This is a genomic window from Pectobacterium artocarpous, from assembly GCF_046159765.1.
In the GTDB taxonomy this organism is placed as follows: Bacteria; Pseudomonadota; Gammaproteobacteria; order Enterobacterales; family Enterobacteriaceae; genus Pectobacterium.
On sequence record NZ_JBJXVK010000005.1, the window covers coordinates 112,409 to 133,476 of the forward strand.

General features: G+C 51.4%; 21 protein-coding genes and 2 pseudogenes. 9 read left to right on the forward strand and 14 right to left on the reverse strand.

Going from position 1 to position 21,068, the window contains the following annotated elements; translation table 11 throughout:
• Positions 1 to 145 precede the first annotated feature (145 nt).
• Positions 146 to 850, forward strand: a pseudogene (locus ACKQAD_RS04690) (transposase).
• Positions 851 to 980: 130 nt separating this feature from the next.
• On the opposite strand, the gene ACKQAD_RS04695 reads toward ACKQAD_RS04690, so the two are convergent.
• The 7 genes and pseudogenes from ACKQAD_RS04695 to ACKQAD_RS04725 form a co-directional block, all read right to left on the reverse strand.
• Positions 981 to 2,369: a formimidoylglutamate deiminase gene (locus tag ACKQAD_RS04695; RefSeq protein ID WP_409159082.1), complete on the reverse strand. Its 1,389-nt coding sequence runs from the start codon at positions 2,367 to 2,369 to the stop codon at positions 981 to 983.
• A 24-nt stretch (positions 2,370 to 2,393) separates the two neighbouring features.
• Positions 2,394 to 3,170: an amino acid ABC transporter ATP-binding protein gene (locus ACKQAD_RS04700; RefSeq protein WP_409159083.1), complete on the reverse strand. Its 777-nt coding sequence runs from the start codon at positions 3,168 to 3,170 to the stop codon at positions 2,394 to 2,396.
• On the reverse strand, positions 3,170 to 3,841 hold the full coding sequence (locus ACKQAD_RS04705; protein ID WP_409159084.1) for an amino acid ABC transporter permease: 672 nt from the start codon (positions 3,839 to 3,841) through the stop codon (positions 3,170 to 3,172). Before ACKQAD_RS04705 ends, ACKQAD_RS04700 begins: the two co-directional genes overlap by 1 nt.
• A gap of 27 nt (positions 3,842 to 3,868) precedes the next feature.
• Positions 3,869 to 4,621, reverse strand: a complete 753-nt coding sequence (locus ACKQAD_RS04710) for a transporter substrate-binding domain-containing protein (RefSeq protein WP_409159085.1) — start codon at positions 4,619 to 4,621, stop codon at positions 3,869 to 3,871.
• Between the two features lie 47 nt (positions 4,622 to 4,668).
• Complete coding sequence (locus ACKQAD_RS04715; protein WP_409159086.1) at positions 4,669 to 5,433, reverse strand: IclR family transcriptional regulator; 765 nt, start codon at positions 5,431 to 5,433, stop codon at positions 4,669 to 4,671.
• 355 nt (positions 5,434 to 5,788) lie between these two features.
• Positions 5,789 to 5,908, reverse strand: a pseudogene (locus ACKQAD_RS04720) (IS256 family transposase); the annotation flags it as partial.
• Positions 5,909 to 6,365: 457 nt separating this feature from the next.
• A complete protein-coding gene (locus ACKQAD_RS04725; RefSeq protein ID WP_409159087.1) occupies positions 6,366 to 6,935 on the reverse strand; it encodes a SadB/YajI family lipoprotein in 570 nt (189 codons plus the stop codon).
• Positions 6,936 to 7,152: 217 nt separating this feature from the next.
• Here ACKQAD_RS04725 and nrdR point away from each other — a divergent pair, with 217 nt between their 5' ends.
• The 6 genes from nrdR to pgpA all read left to right on the forward strand — a co-directional run bounded on the left by nrdR (position 7,153) and on the right by pgpA (position 11,393).
• Positions 7,153 to 7,602, forward strand: a complete 450-nt coding sequence (gene nrdR / locus ACKQAD_RS04730; protein ID WP_005975999.1) for a transcriptional regulator NrdR — start codon at positions 7,153 to 7,155, stop codon at positions 7,600 to 7,602.
• Between the two features lie 90 nt (positions 7,603 to 7,692).
• Entirely contained in the window at positions 7,693 to 8,802 is a 1,110-nt protein-coding gene (ribD, locus tag ACKQAD_RS04735; RefSeq protein ID WP_409159154.1) for a bifunctional diaminohydroxyphosphoribosylaminopyrimidine deaminase/5-amino-6-(5-phosphoribosylamino)uracil reductase RibD, read from the forward strand.
• A 110-nt stretch (positions 8,803 to 8,912) separates the two neighbouring features.
• A complete protein-coding gene (gene ribH / locus ACKQAD_RS04740) occupies positions 8,913 to 9,389 on the forward strand; it encodes a 6,7-dimethyl-8-ribityllumazine synthase (RefSeq protein WP_320763501.1) in 477 nt (158 codons plus the stop codon).
• Positions 9,390 to 9,413: 24 nt separating this feature from the next.
• Positions 9,414 to 9,833 carry a transcription antitermination factor NusB gene (nusB, locus tag ACKQAD_RS04745; RefSeq protein WP_039346790.1) on the forward strand — a complete coding sequence of 140 codons (420 nt, stop codon included), beginning with the start codon at positions 9,414 to 9,416 and terminating at the stop codon, positions 9,831 to 9,833.
• Between the two features lie 68 nt (positions 9,834 to 9,901).
• A complete protein-coding gene (thiL, locus tag ACKQAD_RS04750) occupies positions 9,902 to 10,882 on the forward strand; it encodes a thiamine-phosphate kinase (protein ID WP_409159088.1) in 981 nt (326 codons plus the stop codon).
• Positions 10,857 to 11,393 (forward strand): phosphatidylglycerophosphatase A, encoded by a 537-nt coding sequence (gene pgpA, locus ACKQAD_RS04755; RefSeq protein WP_409159089.1) that lies wholly within the window; start codon positions 10,857 to 10,859, stop codon positions 11,391 to 11,393. The genes thiL and pgpA overlap by 26 nt, the downstream gene beginning before the upstream one ends.
• Positions 11,394 to 11,444: 51 nt before the next feature.
• Here the strand turns inward: pgpA and dxs are convergent, their stop codons facing one another.
• The 3 genes from dxs to xseB are packed head-to-tail and all read right to left on the reverse strand — an operon-like array spanning position 11,445 to position 14,484.
• A complete protein-coding gene (dxs, locus tag ACKQAD_RS04760) occupies positions 11,445 to 13,310 on the reverse strand; it encodes a 1-deoxy-D-xylulose-5-phosphate synthase (protein ID WP_409159090.1) in 1,866 nt (621 codons plus the stop codon).
• A gap of 17 nt (positions 13,311 to 13,327) precedes the next feature.
• On the reverse strand, positions 13,328 to 14,239 hold the full coding sequence (gene ispA, locus ACKQAD_RS04765; RefSeq protein ID WP_409159091.1) for a (2E,6E)-farnesyl diphosphate synthase: 912 nt from the start codon (positions 14,237 to 14,239) through the stop codon (positions 13,328 to 13,330).
• Positions 14,236 to 14,484, reverse strand: coding sequence for an exodeoxyribonuclease VII small subunit (gene xseB, locus ACKQAD_RS04770; protein WP_409159092.1), 249 nt, complete (start codon positions 14,482 to 14,484; stop codon positions 14,236 to 14,238). The genes ispA and xseB overlap by 4 nt, the downstream gene beginning before the upstream one ends.
• Before the next feature lie 251 nt (positions 14,485 to 14,735).
• Here xseB and thiI point away from each other — a divergent pair, with 251 nt between their 5' ends.
• Positions 14,736 to 16,184: a tRNA uracil 4-sulfurtransferase ThiI gene (gene thiI / locus ACKQAD_RS04775; protein WP_409159093.1), complete on the forward strand. Its 1,449-nt coding sequence runs from the start codon at positions 14,736 to 14,738 to the stop codon at positions 16,182 to 16,184.
• Positions 16,185 to 16,220: 36 nt separating this feature from the next.
• Here the strand turns inward: thiI and yajL are convergent, their stop codons facing one another.
• Both yajL and panE read right to left on the reverse strand, forming a co-directional pair.
• Complete coding sequence (gene yajL, locus ACKQAD_RS04780; protein ID WP_409159094.1) at positions 16,221 to 16,811, reverse strand: protein deglycase YajL; 591 nt, start codon at positions 16,809 to 16,811, stop codon at positions 16,221 to 16,223.
• Entirely contained in the window at positions 16,774 to 17,682 is a 909-nt protein-coding gene (gene panE / locus ACKQAD_RS04785) for a 2-dehydropantoate 2-reductase (protein WP_409159095.1), read from the reverse strand. Before panE ends, yajL begins: the two co-directional genes overlap by 38 nt.
• Before the next feature lie 187 nt (positions 17,683 to 17,869).
• On the opposite strand from panE, the gene ACKQAD_RS04790 reads away from it, so the two are divergent.
• Complete coding sequence (locus ACKQAD_RS04790; RefSeq protein WP_409159096.1) at positions 17,870 to 18,361, forward strand: YajQ family cyclic di-GMP-binding protein; 492 nt, start codon at positions 17,870 to 17,872, stop codon at positions 18,359 to 18,361.
• 206 nt (positions 18,362 to 18,567) lie between these two features.
• Here ACKQAD_RS04790 and ACKQAD_RS04795 read toward each other — a convergent pair whose 3' ends face one another.
• Together ACKQAD_RS04795 and cyoE are read right to left on the reverse strand one after the other, a co-directional pair.
• Entirely contained in the window at positions 18,568 to 19,932 is a 1,365-nt protein-coding gene (locus ACKQAD_RS04795) for an MFS transporter (protein ID WP_409159097.1), read from the reverse strand.
• A 237-nt stretch (positions 19,933 to 20,169) separates the two neighbouring features.
• The gene (gene cyoE / locus ACKQAD_RS04800; RefSeq protein WP_409159098.1) at positions 20,170 to 21,060 is read right to left on the reverse strand and encodes a heme o synthase; all 891 of its coding nucleotides are present in this window, start codon (positions 21,058 to 21,060) and stop codon (positions 20,170 to 20,172) included.
• Positions 21,061 to 21,068: the final 8 nt, after the last annotated feature.

Here is a 21,068-nt window from a genome sequence, read left to right on the forward strand (position 1 = left end):
CTGCCAGTAAGAGACAATCCAGAGTCTGCTATCCTGACTCTGGATTTTTTACGTCTGAACACGATATGGATTTCGTTGTTGATGCGTTTTCTTCTCAACTGGATACCTTTGTTGTGGCACAGTAAATTTGGCCACCTGAATAGAGGTGATATTCTTGCCTCAACATAAAACAGGTGGCTTCATGAATGAATAAGAAAACAAAGCGTACTTTTTCCCCCGAGTTCAGGCTGAAATGTGATCAACTTATTGTTGATAAAGGGTATTCATCTCGGGAAGCCAGTAAGGCGATGAAGGTTGGCTTTTCCACTCTTGAGGTATGGGTATGCCAACTCAGGCGGGAGTGTCAGGGTATGGTGCGGAGATATTACGTATATCTGGGCGGGAAACGACTGGTGCTATCTGGCGGTAGTCATGGATCTTTTTGCCCGCAGAGTTATCCGCTTGAGCCTGTCAGAGAATGTCGATATGGCACTGATAAGTTGTGCTTTGCGCATGACCTATGAGAGTCGGGGTCAACCGCTGGATGTAATGTTCCATAGCGTCCGGGGAAGCCAATATACGGGCTTGAAATATCAACAACTTCTCTGGCGTTACAGGATGAAACAAAGCGTCAGTCGGCGAGGAAACGGTTGGGATAACAGTTCAATGGACGCTTCTTCCGCAGCCTGAAAACAGAATGTGTACCTGCAAAGGGTTATCGGGACAAAGATGGAGCCCTTCAATAAATCAGTGGTTATATATTGAACTACTACAATAGCGTCAGACCATATCATTACATGGTGGGCTAACGCCTGAAGAATCAGAGAACCGCTACCGTTCTTACTGTAAAACCGTGGCCAATATGACTTGACCACTACAACGTTCCGCGATATGCGCTGGGATGGCTGTTCCATATGTGGCATCGTAATAAAAAGGGGAGCCGTTCCACGATGAAAGATATAATCTTTGGTCTCTGTTACCTTTATTTCTCTCTGTTACCTTTATTTCTCTCTGTAACTTGTAAGCACGCGACGGCGGATTGCTGCGATGTCATGATGTGATGGCGCTGGCATGCTCATCGCCTGATAGCGCAGCGTACCTGTGGTCCACACTCGCTTGATGGCAGTTTGCCGTGAGCTGGCAAATACATGAGCGGCAAGTATGTAGTCTGGCGACATGCCTGCCAGAGCTGGATGCTTAGCGTCCAACTCGACAAAATCAGCGTATTGACCCGGTTGTATGCCTGAGATGAGTCTGCCAGACGCCTGTGCTCCTCCTTGTAACGCTTTCCGGTAAAGATAGGTGGCAACATCGGGTTCCACGTTACTGCAGCAGATATTACGCTGCTGATTCAGCAGTCGCTGTGAATACTCAAGTTGCAGCAGCTCTTCTGCTGCGTCCACGGCAATATGGCTGTCCGAGCCAATACCCCAGTTGCCTTCATGCATTTGCCACTGACGATAATCAAAAATGCCGTCACCGAGATTCGCTTCTGTCGTAGGACATAAACCAATAACCGCACCAGTAGCTGCCGCTCCCCGATATTCCTGTGCATCCATATGTGTTGCATGAATCAGGCACCAACGAGAATCAACATCGAAATTATCCAGTAACCATTGCACAGGGCGCTTTCCGCTCCAGGCTATGCAGTCATCAACTTCTTTCTGTTGTTCTGCGACATGAATATGAACGGGAGCGGTGGCATCCGCCGTAAAGATGTGGGACAGCACTGCCTGCAAATCAGCTGGGTGTATCGCGCGTAATGAGTGAGGTGCCACCCCGAGTTTTACGTTTGAAGCCTGACACAAATCGAATAACTGATCCCAGAAAGCCAGGAAAGATGACATTTCATGGGTGAAACGGCGCTGATGTGCCTCTGGCGGCTGACCACCAAAGCCGCTGGTCTGATACAACACCGGCAGCAACGTCATGCCTATGCCAGTGCGCTGAGCCGCGCGTATCAGCGCTGAACTCATCGCGATCGCGTCTTGATAGGGTTCCCCTCCGGGCTGGTGGTGTACATAATGAAATTCACACACTGAGGTATATCCTGCCGCCAGCATCTCCTGATAGAGCTGTGTGGCAATAATTTCGAGTTGGTCAGGTGTGATCTGCTGAGCAAAGGCATACATCAATTTCCGCCAACTCCAGAAGCTATCTGCCGGGTTTTGACGATATTCCGTCATGCCGGAAAAAATACGCTGGAAGGCGTGTGAATGAAGGTTTGGCATACCCGGTAGCAGCCAGGATACCGACTCGATACTTTCAGATGGCGTTGCGTTGGGTTCTGCTGCTGTAATAAAACCTTCGTTGTTCCATGAAATCAGTACATCCTGTTGCCAGCCTTGTTCAAGCCAGGCATGACGGGCAAAAATCTGGTTGATGCTCATACGTAACGTTTCTCAGTTCTGACGCTATTGTCGTGTTAAAACAGCATTGAGGAATTGACGGGTACGTTCACTTTGCGGTGCGCCAAATATCTGTTCAGGCGGACCGGCTTCCACGATGCCGCCGCCATCCATCACCACGACAACATCAGCCACTTCACGTGCAAATCCCATCTCGTGCGTCACGACCATCATGGTCATGCCTTCGCTGGCAAGCATCTTCATCACCTGTAACACTTCGCCGACCAGTTCAGGATCCAGTGCTGAAGTGGGCTCATCAAAAAGCATCACGCTGGGCGACATTGCCAGCGCGCGGCTGATGGCCACACGTTGTTTTTGTCCACCAGAGAGATTGCCCGGCATCGCTTGCGCTTTCGCTGCCAGCCCCACTTTTTCGAGCAACGACATTGCCTGCTGCTGCGCTGTTAACTTATCAAGTTTGCGTAACATCATTGGCGCAACACACAAGTTTTCCAGAACAGAGAGATGGGGAAACAGGTTGAAGGACTGGAACACCATGCCAACTTCTTTGCGCAGTTCGTTCAACTGTTTCTCTGGCAGGGGCTTACCGTTGCTAATTAACGGTGTGCCGCACAGCGTAATATCGCCGCGCTCGGGCAGTTCGAGCCCGTTACAGCAGCGCAGGAACGTGCTCTTACCCGAACCACTGGGTCCGATGATGACAATTACCTGACCGCTGAATACATCAAAATCAATGCCATTCAGCACCACATTGTCGCCATAGCGCTTATGCAGATCGCGAATACTGATTTGTGGTTGTGGGCTGGCGTTGTGACTCGACATTACTGTATCCCTCTCTGATGATGCCGTTTTTCAAAGTGGCGCAATGCCATTACGGTCAGGCTGGTCAACACAAAGTAAATAACAGCAATAACCAGGTAAGTCTCCAGGTCGCGATAGGTATTACTGATGATGGTATTCCCCTGCTGCATCACATCGTGGATTGTTATCAACGACACCAGCGCGGAGTTCTTAATCAACGCAATGAATTCGTTACCCAGTGGTGGCAACATGCGTACCACGGCCTGAGGCAGAATGATTTTCCTCATTGCCTGTTTTGATGACATGCCCAGCGAACGCGCCGCTTCAGTTTGTCCACGATCAATTGAGGTAATGGCACCGCGTACGATTTCTGAAATGTAGGCGGCGGAGTAGAGACCAAGGCCAATTACGCCACAGAAAAAGGAGGGCAGCATGATCCCGAGTCGCGGCAGGCCGTAATACCAGATAAACAGTTGCACTAACAGAGGGGTGCCGCGAATGACCGCGACATACGCGCTGGCAATTCCATACACGGTTTTTCGCTGTGGATTGATTCTGGCAACACCGATTATCAGGCCCAACACGCCCCCCAGAACCAGCGCACAAAGCGTTATTTCAATGGTCACCAGCGTACCTGCCAGCAGCGCATCGCTGCTGGCAAACACTGGCGAGAAATTAAGATCTAAACTCATCGTTCATCCTGTGTCTTCACCAGTGAATTACTTCGCCGAACCGGGGAACCATTTATCGACCAGTTGCTGATAGCTGCCGTCGGTTTTCAACTGCTCTAAGGCTTTATTCATATCGACAACCAGTGTGGTTTCATCTTTGCGCACGGCAATGCCATATTCTTCACTGGTGAGGGAGCCTGGTAGAATTTTCACACCGCCACGTGTACGAGCGTACTGGAATGCCGCTGGTTTACCGGTTACTGCCGCATCCACGCGTCCGATACTGACCAGATTGAACATCTGCTGGTTCTTCTCAACTTCAACGGTTTGCGCTTCTGGAATATGGGTGCGCAGCCACTCGACGGATTTGGTTCCGGTCTGCACGCTGACTTTTTTCCCTTTTAAATCATCTGCGCTTTTGATGGTGTCATTGTCTTCTTTGACCAGGGCAACGAGGCCACCGGCCATGTAAGGCTGCGTGAAATTAACGACCTTCTGACGCTCTGGCGTTATGTAGATAGCCGATACGGCAATATCCGCACGCCCCGCTGTCAGGCTGGGGATCAGTCCTTTAAAATCGACGTTCGTCCACTGCACGGAGCGACCAAGCTTGTGCGCGATAGCTTCTGTCAGTTCAATATCGAACCCCGTCATTTTTTGGTTCTCAATAAATTCCATTGGTGGGAAAGTGGCGTCGGTTACCGCTTTGATCGGTTCCTCGGCGGCCAGCGCTGTTGCTGAAATGCTCAGTAAGCTAAGTGATAACAGGGCATGTTTAACAGTGTGTTTGAATGAAGACATGGGCTCACTTCCTAAAATTAAGATTGATAATGAAAAGCAGGTGATGCCTACTTAAATGTCGCTTCCAGGCTGGCCTGAACACGTTTTGCTGCATTCAACGTTTCTGCGATAAAACGCAGATGTTTGTTCTGTGTACGGATGACGGGAGCCATTAGCGTCAATGCCCCAAGCAGTTGTTGACTGGGTGAAAAAATGGGAACGCTGACCCCCCATACACCCGAGTCCACTTCGCTTTCACTGCAGGCATAACCCTGCTGAACAATCGAAAGTAACTCTTTCTCATAGGCTTCGCGTTCGAACATATTGCTGTAGTGGATTTTCGAAATATGTTGCCTCACCGGTTGCGGCAAATGCGCCAGCAGGCATTTCGCTGTTGCTCCGCGATGAAGCGGCAAACTCCGACCCTTTTCAAAAGAGCAACGCAAGGATTGCCGAGGTTCTAACATGCTGATGCAAACCGCTTCCTGATTCATCGCGACAGTAACCGCAACGGTTTCTTGTGTGACATCACGCAAATCATTCATTGCTTCACTGGCATGCAGCGAAAGCAACGTGACGGCATCAAAGTTCAGCGCCATTTGAAGACAAACGGGACCCAGTTGATACATCGCATCCGACTCCATCACAAACCCCCAACGGCGTAACGAGGCTAACAGCCGATACAACGTGCTTTTGTTTAAACCGGAAGCATGAATAAGCTCGCTGGCACTGACGGGACGACCATACTCAGCAACAATCCGCATTACCATCAGCACTCTTTCGGAGGTGGCTATCTGTTCTTCCGGATTAGCGTCGTTCCGTATTGCGTCCATATGTTGATTAACCTGTCATGTGGCGAATGGAGACAATAATGCAGGGGACGTGCCATTTTTGAGGAAACAAATTCCCGTAAAACGGGAATTTGTTTTTAAGCAGAATCATAGAAGCGAATAATTTAGGCGAAGGGGCGTTTTTATGCGGGAAGATGACTGAAAGAGTGGATTATCAATGAGCAATGAACTCAAAGAGTGCAGATCGGCCCTCTCACGGTGCATTGCATTTTTATGTTCTCGCGATATTGGTCTGGAGGCAACCATGAGCGAGGAGCAGATAGGCGCTGATTGCGTTTATAGCAAAGTGCATCATTCCGATTGAGTTTTAAAGCTGGATTCTTTACGGTCTCTTTTAATTGTAGGCCGTCTCAACGGTCAATTTCGTCAATATACGAGAAAACTGGTTGAGGTCTGCTTCAGTTTTCAGGCCTTTTGCCCGTTCTGTCGCAAGGGATTTAAGTTTCTTTTCGTCCATCTATTTCATGCCTGCTAATGAAGCATGGTTGTCTGCATCTCTGGGGGGATGAGGCTTTTCATGGACTTCATATTCTGAGTGTAGACGGAACGCTGTTCCGCACTGCCGATTCACCGGACAATGCCGTTGCCTCCGGGTTTATCCACCCTTCTCATAGAACTTTTCCGCAGGGTCGTATGATTGGTTTAATAGCGACCCGTTCTTATATATTGCTTGATGCTGCTTTTGGGGGGCGTTGCAGAAGGAGAGCTGACGCTGGCGCATCGACTCGTCTCTTCTGCGCCGGACCACACTTTGACATCGTTCGAGCGTTGTTGCTTCAGTGCGTCTTTTTTACTGGAATGGTAGCAGGCGGGAACAGAGACACACTGGCTGACCCCGATTAAAAGTAAGCTCCGCTACCGAGTTATCGAGTTGCTGCGGTTTTTTTGCATCTTAGCGTCAGGAAATGCGTTGATTAAGGGGATTCGGTTGCGGCAACGGGCGGAGGACTTTGTATCTCCTGAACCTGATGCAAACGGACAAAACCAAGTTCTTCCGGCGGCAAACCGCTTAGGCGTAATTCAATAATCGCTTCGGCTTTTGGTAACAGCGTAGGGGAGACGACAAAAGACTGCGTTTGTGTGTCACCCGCTAAAGGTTGACCGCTCACCGGGTCGAGCCGTCCCCAGTCAAGCTGTGCACCAAAGGCAGGCAGTCCTTTCGCATCAAGCGTGCGAATATGCAGTAGCGCGCTTGTACCATTCGCTTCCGTTTCGATGTTACGTAACGATACACTGAGTCTGCCAATGCTGCTTTCCAGCATCGTGCTGGTTCGCGCTGCGGGCAGTAAATAAACACCAGAGGTGGATTGGGAATTCAACGCATTTTGCCGTTCTAATGCCGTGGCCTGGTCAGTCAACGTTTGTAATTGCTGGTTTAGCTGACTTATCTGATTCTGTAGCTTTGGCATCTGGCGTTGTTCGGCACACCCTGTGAGCAAAAGCAGCGCTGGCAGGAAGGTCAATACGCGATATCGGGTTCTCATATCTGTGGTTCCCCTTTCGATGTTTTATTCATTGATCCGTTGATTCCTGTTGCTGAGTTTAGCTGCGATTAAGCCTAAGTCATAGGTGAGACAGCTTTTTTCATCCTATTACCGGAAGAGATGCGAAACCCTTCGCAACATGGTTCAGGAGTTTTGGTTAGTCCATTAATTCAGGGTAAACTGTCTCTACGTTAAGGATTACTGGTCAGGACACATCATGCATTGCCCGTTTTGTTCCGCTGTTGATACCAAAGTCATTGATTCCCGTCTGGTCGGCGAAGGTTCGCAAGTACGCCGTCGTCGGCAGTGCCTGGTTTGTCATGAACGCTTCACCACGTTTGAAGTGGCTGAACTGGTGATGCCAAGAGTCATTAAAAGCAATGAAGTGCGTGAGCCTTTTAATGAAGATAAATTGCGTAGCGGCATGCTGAAAGCGCTGGAAAAAAGGCCGGTGAGTTCTGATGACGTCGAAATGGCGATTAATCACATTAAATCTCATCTACGTGCGACCGGAGAACGTGAAGTTACCACTAAGATGGTCGGTAATTTGGTGATGGAAGCGCTGAGAAAGCTGGATAAAGTGGCTTATATCCGCTTTGCATCGGTGTATCGCAGCTTTGAAGATATCCGCGAATTTGGCGAAGAAATCGCGCGTTTGCAGGATTAAGCTGCATCAATTTGGGAGAGTAGAGGTTTGGGAATGAGCGTTTTTCAGGGAAACCGTACTCAGAAAGATCGTGTTCAGGCAAACGGACACGTGCCGCAGGATGAATTATACATGGCGCGAGCGTTAGAGCTGGCGCACCGTGGTCGTTTTACGACGGCACCCAACCCCAATGTTGGCTGTGTGATCGTGCGTGATGGCGAAATTGTCGGTGAAGGCTATCATTTCCGTGCTGGCGAACCTCATGCTGAAGTTCATGCGCTGAGAATGGCAGGGGAGCGCGCACGTGGCGCGACGGCCTATGTCACGCTGGAGCCGTGCAGCCATCATGGCCGAACGCCGCCTTGTGCTGATGCATTGGTTGCCGCTGGCGTTTCCCGTGTAGTTGCCGCGATGCAGGATCCCAATCCGCAGGTCGCGGGCCGTGGTTTACATCGCTTACAGCAAGCGGGGATTGCTGTCAGTCATGGTTTGATGATGGCTGAAGCAGAGAAAGTCAATGTCGGCTTCCTGAAACGTATGCGGACCGGTTTTCCTTACGTGCAGCTCAAAATGGCGGCATCTTTGGATGGGCGCACTGCGATGGCGTCGGGAGAAAGCCAGTGGATTACCTCACCGCAGGCGCGGCAGGATGTGCAGCGTTTTCGCGCGGAGAGTGCAGCAATTCTGAGCAGCAGTGCCACGGTGTTGGCTGACGATCCTTCTCTTACCGTGCGGTGGTCAGAGCTGGGCGCCGATGTGCAGACACGTTATTTAGAAGCCGATCTCAGGCAACCTGTTCGGGTGATTGTGGACAGCCAGCAGCGCGTTACGTCGCAGCATCGGATTGTTAGCCAACCGGGTGAGACTTGGCTGGCGCGCGTGCAGGCGGATCAACAGGCGTGGCCACAGGGCGTTGAACAGGTCATATTACCGCAACATAATGGCGGCGTTGATCTGGTGGCACTGATGATGATACTGGGAAGACGCCAGATTAACTCCGTCTGGGTCGAAGCCGGAGCCAGTTTGGCCGGTGCGCTGCTTAACGCTGGCGTTGTTGATGAACTCATCGTTTATCTTGCGCCAAAACTGCTGGGTGAAAACGCTCGTGCGCTCTGCCTCTTGCCAGAACTGAATCAATTGTCTCAGGCACCGGAATTTGATATCGCAGAAGTTCGCCAGATTGGCTCGGATCTGCGATTACGTCTGAAACCTAAATTCTGATGTGTATGTAAATACGTGGTGCACGTCCGACAAAACCGGATACGTGCCAACAAAAATTATGATAGAATCCGCCCCCCTACGGGCCATAAAGACCAGATACAAGGAAAGCTATGAACGTTATTGAAGGTGTTGTTGCTACTCCTGATGCCCGTGTGGCGATTGCGATTGCGCGTTTTAACCATTTTATTAACGACAGCCTGCTGGAAGGTGCGATTGATGCATTGAAACGCATCGGTCAGGTTAAAGACGAAAATATCACCGTTGTTTGGGTGCCAGGTGCTTACGAACTGCCATTAACGGTTCGTGCGCTGACCAAAAGCACGAAAAATGGCGGGTATGATGCCGTTATTGCTCTGGGGACGGTTATCCGTGGTGGAACAGCGCATTTTGAATTTGTTGCTGGCGAATGTAGCTCTGGTCTGTCCTCCGTTGCGATGGACAGCGAAATCCCTGTCGCTTTCGGCGTTCTGACGACGGAAAGCATCGAACAGGCGATTGAGCGCGCAGGCACGAAAGCGGGGAACAAAGGTGCAGAAGCTGCCCTGACCGCGTTAGAAATGATTAATGTATTGAAAGCGATTAAGTAAGCCTGATTAAGTAAGGGGAATTCCGTGAAACCTGCTGCTCGTCGCCGCGCTCGTGAATGTGCGGTTCAAGCGCTTTACTCCTGGCAGTTATCTAAAAATGATATTGCCGATGTTGAACACCAATTCCTGAGCGAGCAGGATGTCAAAGATGTCGACATTACCTATTTCCGAGAATTGCTGGCGGGGGTTGCCACTCAGGCTGAGAAGCTTGATCAACTGATGGCACCTTTCCTGTCTCGTCAACTTGAGGAATTGGGACAGGTTGAGAAAGCGATTCTGCGTTTGGCGATGTTTGAGCTGAGCAAGCGCGAAGATGTTCCTTACAAAGTGGCGATTAACGAAGCCATCGAACTGGCTAAAGTCTTCGGTGCTGAAGATAGCCATAAGTTTGTGAATGGCGTGTTGGATAAAGCTGCTCCGAGTGTACGGAAAGGCAAGAAGTAAAATGAATCGAATCAGGGCCGGATATCCGGCCCTGATCGCTTTTGAATGATAGGCCGGCTGGAAAGGTTATGGTTGAAGGTGAGTTTGACCTTATTGCCCGCTATTTTAATCGGGTCCGAAGTTCACGTCGCGATGTTGAGTTAGGCATTGGTGATGACTGTGCATTACTGACGGTGGCGGATAAGCAGGTGCTGGCGGTCAGTACCGACACGCTGGTATCTGGCGTTCATTTCTTACCCGATATCGATCCCGCCGATCTGGGTTACAAATCTCTGGCGGTCAATTTAAGCGATCTGGCTGCAATGGGAGCCGATCCTGCCTGGCTTTTTCTGGCCATTACCCTACCTCAAAGCAATAGCCAGTGGCTGGCCGCGTATAGCGACAGCTTGTTTGAGCTACTTGATTACTATGGTATGCAGTTGGTTGGCGGAGATACGACGCGCGGCCCACTGAGCCTGACGCTGACTATCCACGGCTTGGTACCTGCGGGTCGGGCGTTGACGCGTCGTGGGGCCAGGATTGGCGATTGGATCTATGTTACCGGTTCATTAGGCGACAGTGCCGCCGGTCTGGCTATCCTCCAGAACACACTACACGTTGAGGATGACGAGGCGCGTCAGGGATTGATCAAGCGCCATCTGCGACCTCAGCCCAGAATCCTGCAAGGTCAGGCGTTGCGCGATCTGGCCAGCTCGGCTATCGATCTTTCCGACGGCCTTATCTCCGATCTACAACATATACTTAAAGCCAGCGAGTGCGGTGCGCGTATTAATCTGGATGCGATTCCACAGTCTGACTGGCTGCGGGGCTGTGTTGATGAAGAACAGGCATTGCGCTGGGCGCTATCTGGCGGCGAAGACTATGAGCTGTGCTTTACCGTGCCGGAAATTAACCGCGGTGCGCTGGAGCTTGCTTTAGGGCATCTCGGTGCTGGCTACACCTGTATCGGGCAAATCGGGCCTTCATCTGAAGGGGTACGCTTTTTCAGGGATAATAAAGCGACCGAGCTGAACTGGAAGGGGTATGACCATTTTAGTGAGCAAAACTGATTACGTGAATAAGACGAAAGGCGCTGAAGTGGCAAAACGTCGCTTACGGCTAAGTAACCCGTGGCACCTGCTGGCGACAGGGTTTGGCAGCGGTCTGTCTCCCTGGATGCCGGGTACGGTAGGGTCATTGGCCGCGATTCCACTGTGGTATCTCATGTCCTTCCTGCCGCTTGAACTGTATTCGCTGTTGGTCATGCTGAGCATTTGTATCGGTGTTTACCTGTGTCATCAGACAGCGAAAGATATGGGTGTTCACGATCACGGCAGCATCGTTTGGGACGAGTTTGTCGGTATGTGGATTACCCTGATGGCGATCCCGGTGGATAAGTGGCAATGGGTGGCGGCAGGGTTTGTCGTCTTCCGCTGTCTGGATATCTGGAAACCCTGGCCGATTCGCTGGTTCGATCGCAACGTGCACGGTGGCATGGGCATTATGATCGACGATATCGTTGCGGGGGTGATCTCTGCGGGGATTATCTATTCTATCGGCTATCACTGGCCGATATTCTGACGTCACTGCACTATTGAACCGGGGTTATGTGCCCCGGTTATCGTGAGTCGTTTATTCCATCCACTGCGTGATTTTGCGCGCAATGCCAGCGGCATCCAGACCCAGATCGACACGGATTTCTTCCTGAGAACCTTGTGGGATAAAGACGTCCGGTAGCCCAATGTTCAGCACCGAGACGGCAAGGCGTTTCGCCATCAGGAATTCATTCACGCCGCTCCCGGCACCGCCCATAACGGCATTCTCTTCCAGTGTCACAAATGTGCTGTGGAACTGCGCCAACTCTTCCAGTAGCGCTTCATCCAGTGGCTTCACAAAACGCATATCGACGAGGGTAGCGTTTAGCTGCTCTGCCACAATCTGTGCTTCTGGCAATAACGTACCGAAGTTCAGAATCGCGATCGTTTCGCCCTGACGGCGCACTACGCCTTTACCGATTGGCAGTTCTGAGAGCGGCGTCAGTTCAGTACCCGTACCGTTTCCTCGCGGATAGCGCACTGCGGTCGGGCCTTTCTGGTAGTGATAGCCCGTGTGCAGCATCTGGCGACACTCGTTTTCATCGCTGGGCGTCATGATGATCATGTTCGGGATACAGCGTAAGAAAGAGAGATCGAACGCCCCCTGATGCGTTTGCCCATCCGCACCAACAATACCGCCGCGATCGATAGCAAACAGAACGGGTAGATTCTGGATCGCCACATCGTGGATAACCTGATCGTACGCGCGTTGCAGGAACGTTGAGTAAATGGCGACAACCGGATGATAGCCGCCAACTGCCAGACCGGCAGCAAACGTGACAGCATGCTGTTCGGCAATAGCAACGTCAAAATATTGCTTCGGGTAATCGCGGGAGAACTGCACCATGCCGGAGCCTTCGCGCATCGCTGGCGTGATCGCCATAAGCTTGCTGTCCTTGGCTGCCGTTTCCTGTAGCCATTGACCGAAGATTTTAGAATAAGTGGGTTGAGCACCTTCCTTGCTTTTCGGCAACGTGCCGCTGGCTGGATCGAATTTTGGCACCGCATGCCAACTGATCGGATCCTGTTCGGCAGGGGCATAGCCTTTGCCTTTTTTCGTCATGATATGCAGGAGCTGCGGGCCTTTCAGGCTGCGCATGTTTTTCAACGTATGCGCCAGCGCCTGAACGTCATGCCCGTCAACCGGGCCAATATAATTAAAACCCAGCTCCTCAAATAGCGTACCCGGCACGACCATGCCTTTAAGATGCTCTTCGGTACGCTTCACCAGCTCTTTGATTGGCGGCAGGCCAGATAAGACCTTTTTGCCGCCTTCGCGCAGGCTGGCATAGAGCTTGCCGGACAGCAGCTGTGCCAGATGATTGTTCAATGCGCCGACGTTTTCCGAAATCGACATTTCGTTGTCGTTCAGCACAACCAGCAGGTCGGAGCGGATGTCGCCTGCGTGGTTCATCGCTTCAAAGGCCATACCCGCGGTAATCGCACCGTCGCCGATTACACAAACGGTACGACGGCCTTTGCCTTCACGCTCGGCCGCAACGGCCATGCCCAGCCCGGCACTGATTGAGGTCGACGAATGCCCGACGCTTAATACGTCATAGTCGCTTTCATCACGCCACGGAAAGGGGTGCAAACCACCTTTTTGGCGGATTGTTGAAATGCGATCGCGACGCCCCGTCAGAATCTTGTGCGGATAAGCCTGATGGCCGACATCCCACACCAGATGATCGAAAGGGGTGTTATAGACATAATGCAGCGCAACCGTTAATTCAACCGTTCCTAACCCTGAAGCAAAATGGCCGCTTGAACGGCTGACGCTGTCCAGCAGGTATTGGCGCAGCTCATCGCACAGCTTCGGCAGGCTATCTTTCGGCAACAGCCGAAGTTCATCCGGTGTTTCCACTAACGCCAATGTAGGGTACTTCGCGGTATCAAAACTCATAGAGACTCATTAGGTAATTACTTATCGCGTTCAACGATGAAATTCGCCAGCGCTTGTAGTGGAGCAATATTCAGGGGGATCGAACTGGATGCAACGAGATCGTCCAGCGATGCCAGGGATTCCTGATAAAGCTCCTGTGCTTTTTTTCGTGCGTTATCTAACCCCAGCAGGCTGGGATAGGTGCTTTTACCTAACTGCTGGTCTGCACCCTGACGTTTGCCTGTTGTCGCGCTGTCGCCAACAACATCGAGAATATCGTCCTGAACCTGAAAAGCGAGCCCAATCGCGTCAGCGTAACGATCCAGATGGGGCAAGGCAGCGCGTCCTGCTTCACCGGCTGCCAGTGCGCCTAGTCGAACGGCAGCCCGGATCAGGGCACCCGTTTTGTGGCGGTGAATCCGCTCTAACGCTACCAGATCGACTTGATGACCTTCTGCCTCCAGATCGAAAGCCTGCCCACCACACATACCTGCGACACCGCTGGCTTGGGCTAATTCTGAGAGCATCGCCAGCCGATCGCGATCAGAGACCTGTGGCATCGGCGCATCAGCCAGAATGGAGAACGCCAGCGTTTGCAGCGCATCACCCGCCAGAATGGCATTAGCTTCGCCAAATTTGATGTGGCAGGTCGGCTGTCCGCGGCGCAAATCGTCGTCGTCCATTGCTGGCAGATCGTCATGAATCAGTGAATAGGCATGGATACATTCTACTGACGCAGCAGGGGCATCCAGACTTTCTAACGGCATGCCAAACAGTTCACCAGTAGTATAAACCAGAAACGGGCGTAGGCGTTTGCCTCCTAAGAGTGAGCCATACTCCATCGCATTGACCAGTGGACTACTCTGAAAGGGCAGGGCGGCGATGAAATGCCCCAACATACGGTTAGTGCGTTGGTAGTGAGCGTTCAGTTGCGTGCTGAAATCGGTCATAGCGGATTATTATCCGGCGTAAACGGTGACAGCGGTGCCTCGGGATCGTCGTTTAGCAGGATTTGTACGCGCTGCTCCGCCTGCTGTAGTTTTTGCTGGCCCTGGCGAGCGAGCTGGATGCCATGCTCAAACTCATTTAGCGCATCGTCCAGCGGCAGTTCGCCTGATTCGAGGCGGGTTACGATTTTTTCCAGTTCGTTCAGTGAGCTTTCAAAGCTGACTGGCTGCTCGGTCTTCTTAGGCATAGTGATTTCAGAATCCTGGTGTTATACGCCGTTGGCTTGTGGCGGCAGAGCGTGGTGTTGCGTTTGATCATCTGTGGATGCACAACAATTATACGGTTAAAGCGCACAGTATATCTTCATATAATGATATACTCCGCGCCCTGGATGCTATTGGTAAAATCATCTCTGTTCCGCTGATTTTACCGATAACGTGATTTTAGTGCTCAGGGTAAATTTATTTACGCCTTTTTGACCAAGTAACGACAGCCACCATGAAGTTTATCATTAAATTGTTCCCGGAAATCACCATCAAGAGCCAATCTGTGCGGTTGCGCTTTATCAAGATGCTAACCGGAAACATTCGCAACGTATTAAAACACTATGATGAAACGCTGGCGGTTGTCCGTCACTGGGATCATATCGAAGTTCGGGCCAAAGACGAAAGCCAGCGTCCAGTAATTCGTGATGCGTTGACGAGAATTCCGGGTATTCACCATATTCTGGAAGTGGAAGATCACGCCTACACCGATGTGCACAACATCTTTGAACAGGCGCTGGCGCTGTATCGTGAGCAACTGGAAGGCAAGACGTTTTGTGTGCGGGTGAAACGCCGTGGCAAGCATGAATTCAGCTCACAGGACGTAGAGCGCTACGTTGGTGGCGGCCTGAACCAGCATATTGAAACGGCGCGAGTCAATCTCACTGCACCGCAGGTCACGGTGCATCTGGAAATTGAGCAGGACCGTTTGCTGCTGATTAAAGGACGTTATGAAGGGATCGGCGGTTTCCCGATCGGCACGCAGGAAGATGTACTGTCGCTGATTTCCGGTGGTTTCGACTCTGGTGTATCCAGCTATATGTTGATGCGTCGCGGGTGTCGCGTGCATTACTGCTTCTTTAACCTTGGCGGTGCGGCACACGAGATTGGTGTCAAACAGGTAGCACACTATCTGTGGAACCGTTTTGGTAGCTCACACCGAGTACGTTTTATTGCGATTGACTTCGATCCTGTCGTCGGTGAAATTCTGGAGAAGGTTGACGACGGTCAGATGGGCGTCGTATTGAAGCGCATGATGGTGCGCGCGGCCTCCAAAATTGCTGAGCGTTACGGTGTTCAGGCGCTGGTGACCGGTGAAGCGTTAGGGCAGGTTTCCAGCCAGACGTTGACCAACCTGCGTTTGATAGATAATGTCTCCGATACGCTGATTCTGCGTCCGCTGATTTCTCATGATAAAGAACACATTATCAAACAGGCTCGAGAACTGGGAACGGAAGATTTCGCCAAAACGATGCCGGAATACTGCGGTGTGATCTCAAAAAGCCCGACTGTGAAAGCGGTAAAAGCGAAGATTGAGGCCGAAGAAAGCCACTTTGATTTTGCCATTCTGGAGCGTGTGGTGAGCGAAGCGCGGAATATTGATATCCGTGAGATCGCAGAACAGAGCAAGCAAGAAGTGATTGAAGTCGAAACGGTCGCGTCGTTTGCTCCAACCGACGTGCTGCTGGATATCCGTGCGCCGGATGAACAGGATGATAAGCCGCTTGAACTGGAGCAGGTCGAAATAAAATCCTTACCGTTCTACAAGCTGGGTACGCAGTTTGGCGATTTGGATCAGAGCAAAACCTACCTGCTTTACTGCGAACGTGGCGTGATGAGCCGCTTGCAGGCGCTGTACCTGCGTGAGCAAGGCTTCAGCAATGTGAAGGTATACCGTCCGTAATGTGAAAAAGGCGCATAAGCGCCTTTTTCATTGATGCTAATCGCGATAGTTATAAATCCCCGGCGGTAGGATAAACTGCTCAGCAACCTCAGCGGCTTTTTCTTTCCCTAGCAGCAAATCGATGATCTTCAGAGCGAAGTCCATACTGGTGCCCGGCCCTTGCGTGGTTAACAGATTCACACGAGGATCGTAGACGACGCGTTTTTCCATCCATTTCTCTGGTGCGATGCGATCTTTGAATGTCGGATAGCCCGTCATGTTTCCGACGGGGAACAACTGATGATATTCAAGCACCAGTGCAGGCGTTGCGCACATCGCAGCGACAATTTTTCTTTCCAGATGCGCTTGCCGAATGCATTCCACCAGTATTGGGCTGTCGCGGAAGCATTCCGCACCTTGCAGTCCCCCCGGTAATACCAGCACATCAAAAGGCCGATCGGCGACGGTAGCCAGCGGCGCATCCGCCAGCAACCTCACCCCGCGTGAGCAGACGATTTCAAGATTGCCATCGCTGGCGACACTGGCAAGCGTCACCTTAATGCCCGCCCGAACCAACAAATCAATGGTCGTGACGGCTTCAGTTTCTTCACTACCAGGTGCCAGACACACCAGTGCCGATGCGGTCATAATCATTTTCCTTTTGCTTAATGTAGTCAAACAGGCGGGCATTGTCGGGGAGCGTCAGGCCGTGGAGACGCGCACGGTGCAGTAAATACCCGGTAATGTAGTCAATTTCGGTATGTCGCTGAGCGAGGATATCCTGCAACATCGATGAGGTGTTTGCCGCGGTGTTCTGAATAATTTGATTAACGTAGAGCAGCAGGCTATCTCGCGATGTATGGAAGCCCTCTCGTTCCATGACATCGGCCACTTCCTGACAAAGAGACGTAATCAGTTCCGGGTACGCAGAAAGTTCACCATTGGTGCAGTGATATTTCACCGAGAGCGGATTGATGACGCAGTTAGCCGCCAGCTTCAGCCAGCAGGTGGCGCTAATGTTGGTGTGCCAGGCCACATCAGGTAAAGCCTGATGCAGCACTTCAGCCAGATGACTTTGGCTGCTGTCGCCATTCAACGTGCCAATATGCGTTGTGCCTGCGGCAACATGCACAACGTTGGTCGCGTCGCGGCGTGCGGCATGGGTGGTGATACCCAGCACCAGTGGCTGCGGTAGCGACAGTAGTTCTTCCCGCGTACCCATCCCGTTGTGTAAAAGCAGAATCGTGCAATGTGGGTTGAGCTGTGGCAACAGCATGGTAACGGCATCGGAAACCTGCCAGGCTTTGAGTGTCACCAGCAGCAACTCGCTTTGCGCAAGATGCGCGGGATCGTTAGCCGTCAGGTTTAGATTACAGTGCTGACCGTCCAGCATGGTGACATTGACCGGACAATAGGGTTGTGGAATGCGCAGCCATCCCTGGACATCATGCCCTTGCTGATGCAACGCGGAGAGCCAAAGCTGGCCCAGCGCACCACAGCCAAGAACGGTGATTTTCATGTGCAATCTTCCTTTTTTAACGCCCGCGTTGTTGTTCTCAATCATAGGCTATGATCCACACTGCGATCTTGTGCGATTCGCCCTCTTTAGCTGATGCAGAGTAAAGTCGGGATCGAGTCTGGCATCTTGCTTATCGCAGAAGAGCGGTTATTATGCTCGCCAGCCAAATTTGTCAGGAGAGCGAATTATGCCATCTTTCGATATTGTTTCGGAAATTGATATGCAGGAAGTCCGTAACGCGGTGGAAAATGCCACGCGTGAGCTGAGTACCCGCTGGGATTTTCGCAATGTTCCAGCCAGCTTTGAACTGAATGAGAAATCGCAAAGTATTAAAGCGACCAGCGAGTCTGATTTTCAGGTGCAGCAACTGATAGATATTATGCGCGAGAAATTGCTGAAGCGCGGGATTGAAGGCGGTGCACTCGAGGTCCCGGAAGAGTTTGAGCACAGCGGTAAAACTTACAGCGTGGAGGCCAAGCTAAAGCAAGGCATTGAAACCACTCAGGCGAAGAAAATCGTCAAGCTGATTAAAGACAGCAAACTGAAAGTGCAGGCGCAGATTCAGGGTGAACAGATTCGCGTTACCGGAAAGTCACGTGATGATTTACAAGGTGTGATGGCGTTGATTCGCGGCGGTAACCTGGGACAACCGTTCCAGTTTACCAACTTCCGTGATTGATGTTTTCTCATCATTCGCTGTTGACAAACCTATTTATTGAACGAGAACGGTAGTAACGGAATAGAAGAGTAAAGCGTTTGCGCCAGGGATGGCGCAATCCGAGCGTACAGGGACGTATTTACAGCGTCTTTACGATCTATCCGTTACTACCGACATACGGACTTTGTCAGCCTTACACTACCTCCTCAGGAAGTGGTGATGATTAGTCAGACCTGACCTGCTAGTTGTTCTAGCTGCTGCCGATTTGTCTTTTTGTTGTCGATCTTCACATAGGCGCTGTACTCATCCGGCACGATAACGACTTCGGCAACGCCGGGCTGAGTACGCATCTTCTGTTCCAGCTCACTATCCTGCAACGCTAAATCAGACAGTGTGATTCTCAGGCTGCTGAGATACGGCGGCTCCAGCATGGTGACGCTGACAAGTAGCCAGATAGCCGCAATAGCCGCACCAGCCATAAACACGGCCGAAGCGCCATACCACTCAAACAGACCACCGCCGAGGCTCCCGCCAATCGCCACACCGATAAACTGTGTGGTGGAGTATACCCCCATCGCCGTACCTTTGTATCCCGCCGGAGATTCCTTGCTAATCCACGATGGCAACAGCGCTTCCATCACGTTGAAAGCCAGGAAGAAGAGCTGTACGCCGATGATAATTTGCCAGAGATGGTTACCTGCCGCCCATAGGACAACTTCTGCAACGATCAACACCGCGATGCAGCCGATGAAAACCTGCTTCATCCGTCTTTTCACTTCGGCATAAATAATGAAAGGCACGACGCCAGCAAAAGAGATCAACATCGTGACCAGATAGACTTTCCAATGCTCTTGCGGTGCCAACCCCACGGATTCCATTACGCGGGGCAGGGCGACAAAGCTCGACATCAATAAAATATGCAGGCACATAATGCCGATATTCAGTTTCAACAGGCGACTGTTGCCGAGAACTTTGCGGAAACTGCCGCGTACCATCGCTGATTCTCGATTCAGGATATGTGCAGGAGCAGAAGGAATCAGGGTGAGGGTGATGACAATGCCAGCGAGTGACAGAAAGGCGATGCCCCAGAAGAGCGCCTGTAGGCCAAAAGCGTGGGTAACGATAGGGCCAACGACCATCGCGATAGCAAAGGTAACACCGAAGCTCACGCCGATAAACGCCATCGCTTTGGTTCGGTTTTGTTCACGCGTCAGATCAGAAAGCAGTGCCATAACGGCCGCGGATATCGCGCCCGCGCCTTGTAATGCTCGCCCAAGGATAATACCCCAGATGGAGTCGCTCAGGGCGGCGATAACGCTACCGAGTGCAAAAATCAGCAATCCCCCGACAATCAGGGGTTTTCTACCGATACGGTCGGAGACCAAGCCGAAGGGAATCTGGAAAATCGCCTGCATTAGGCCATAAATACCAATCGCAATACCAATCAGCGCTTCACTGGCACCTTGTAAGGCCATGCCGTAAGTCGTCAGAACAGGCAACACCATGAACATGCCAAGCATGCGCAGTGAAAAGACGGCTCCCAGACCCCATGTGGCGCGTAATTCGCCTGGCGTCATTTTATTATCGTTCATTCGTACCTCGGAAAACAATTGGCGCTATTTTAGTGCGTTATTGGGCAGACAGTAAACGACAGGTTTGTTACGTGATTTGGCGGAGAGATAAGTGGGAAAGAGAAAAAGAAAAAATGCATAGCGCGTTTTTCAACGTCGCTTTGCGACGGCCTGAAGGGGGACGTGCAGGAAGCACGCCATAAAAAAACAGGCGGACAAGCCACCTGTTTTTTGTAGTGCACAGCGTACCGCTTGTGATTAACGCAGGTAGGTCAGCAGGACTTCATGCGCAGGAGCCATTGAATCCACAGACATCATGACACTCAGCGAGGTAATCGCGACGATGGAGAAAACAAACAGCTTTCTTGCCCACACGCGGTCATCAATCGCATTTTTATAGCCCGATAACGCCATACCCAGCCACCACACGCTAACGGCTGCGGCAACGACCAGATATTTGTAACCTGCATAACCGCCGAGAGACAGCATCAATGTTGCGACCGCAAACGCCACGATATACAGCGTAATGTGGTTTTTCGCAACGGAGATACCTTTCACTACGGGCAGAACCGGGATGTTGGCTGCCTGATAATCCTTAAAGCGGAAAATCGCAATCGCGTATGAATGCGGCATTTGCCATAGGCTAAAGATCAGCAGCAGAATCAACGCACCAGCATCGAACTGATTGCTGACGGCACAGTAACCGATAACCGGTGGCGCAGCGCCAGACAGGCTGCCAATGAGTGTGCCATAAACAGAATGCCGCTTCATATACAGGCTATACACGCCGACATACACGACGAAGCCCATCACCGCCAGCCACATGGCCAGCGGGTTAGCCGCGATGTACAGCAGAGCAAAACCCGCAATACCTAACAGCGATGCGTAAACCAGCGTTACCTTCAGCGAAATCAGTCCCTTTACCAGAACCCGATTTTTGGTTCTCTCCATCTTCTTGTCGATGTCGCGGTCAATGACGTTGTTAAACACGCAGCCAGATGCAACGACTAACGACACTCCCACAAGGGTGGCGAGAAACAGGGGATAATCAATGCGGCCCTGGGCCGCAAGGAGAAATCCACCGATAACGGAAATCAGATTTCCGAAAATAATTCCTGGTTTAGTAACTTGCAGGTATTGCTTAATCATCTTTTACG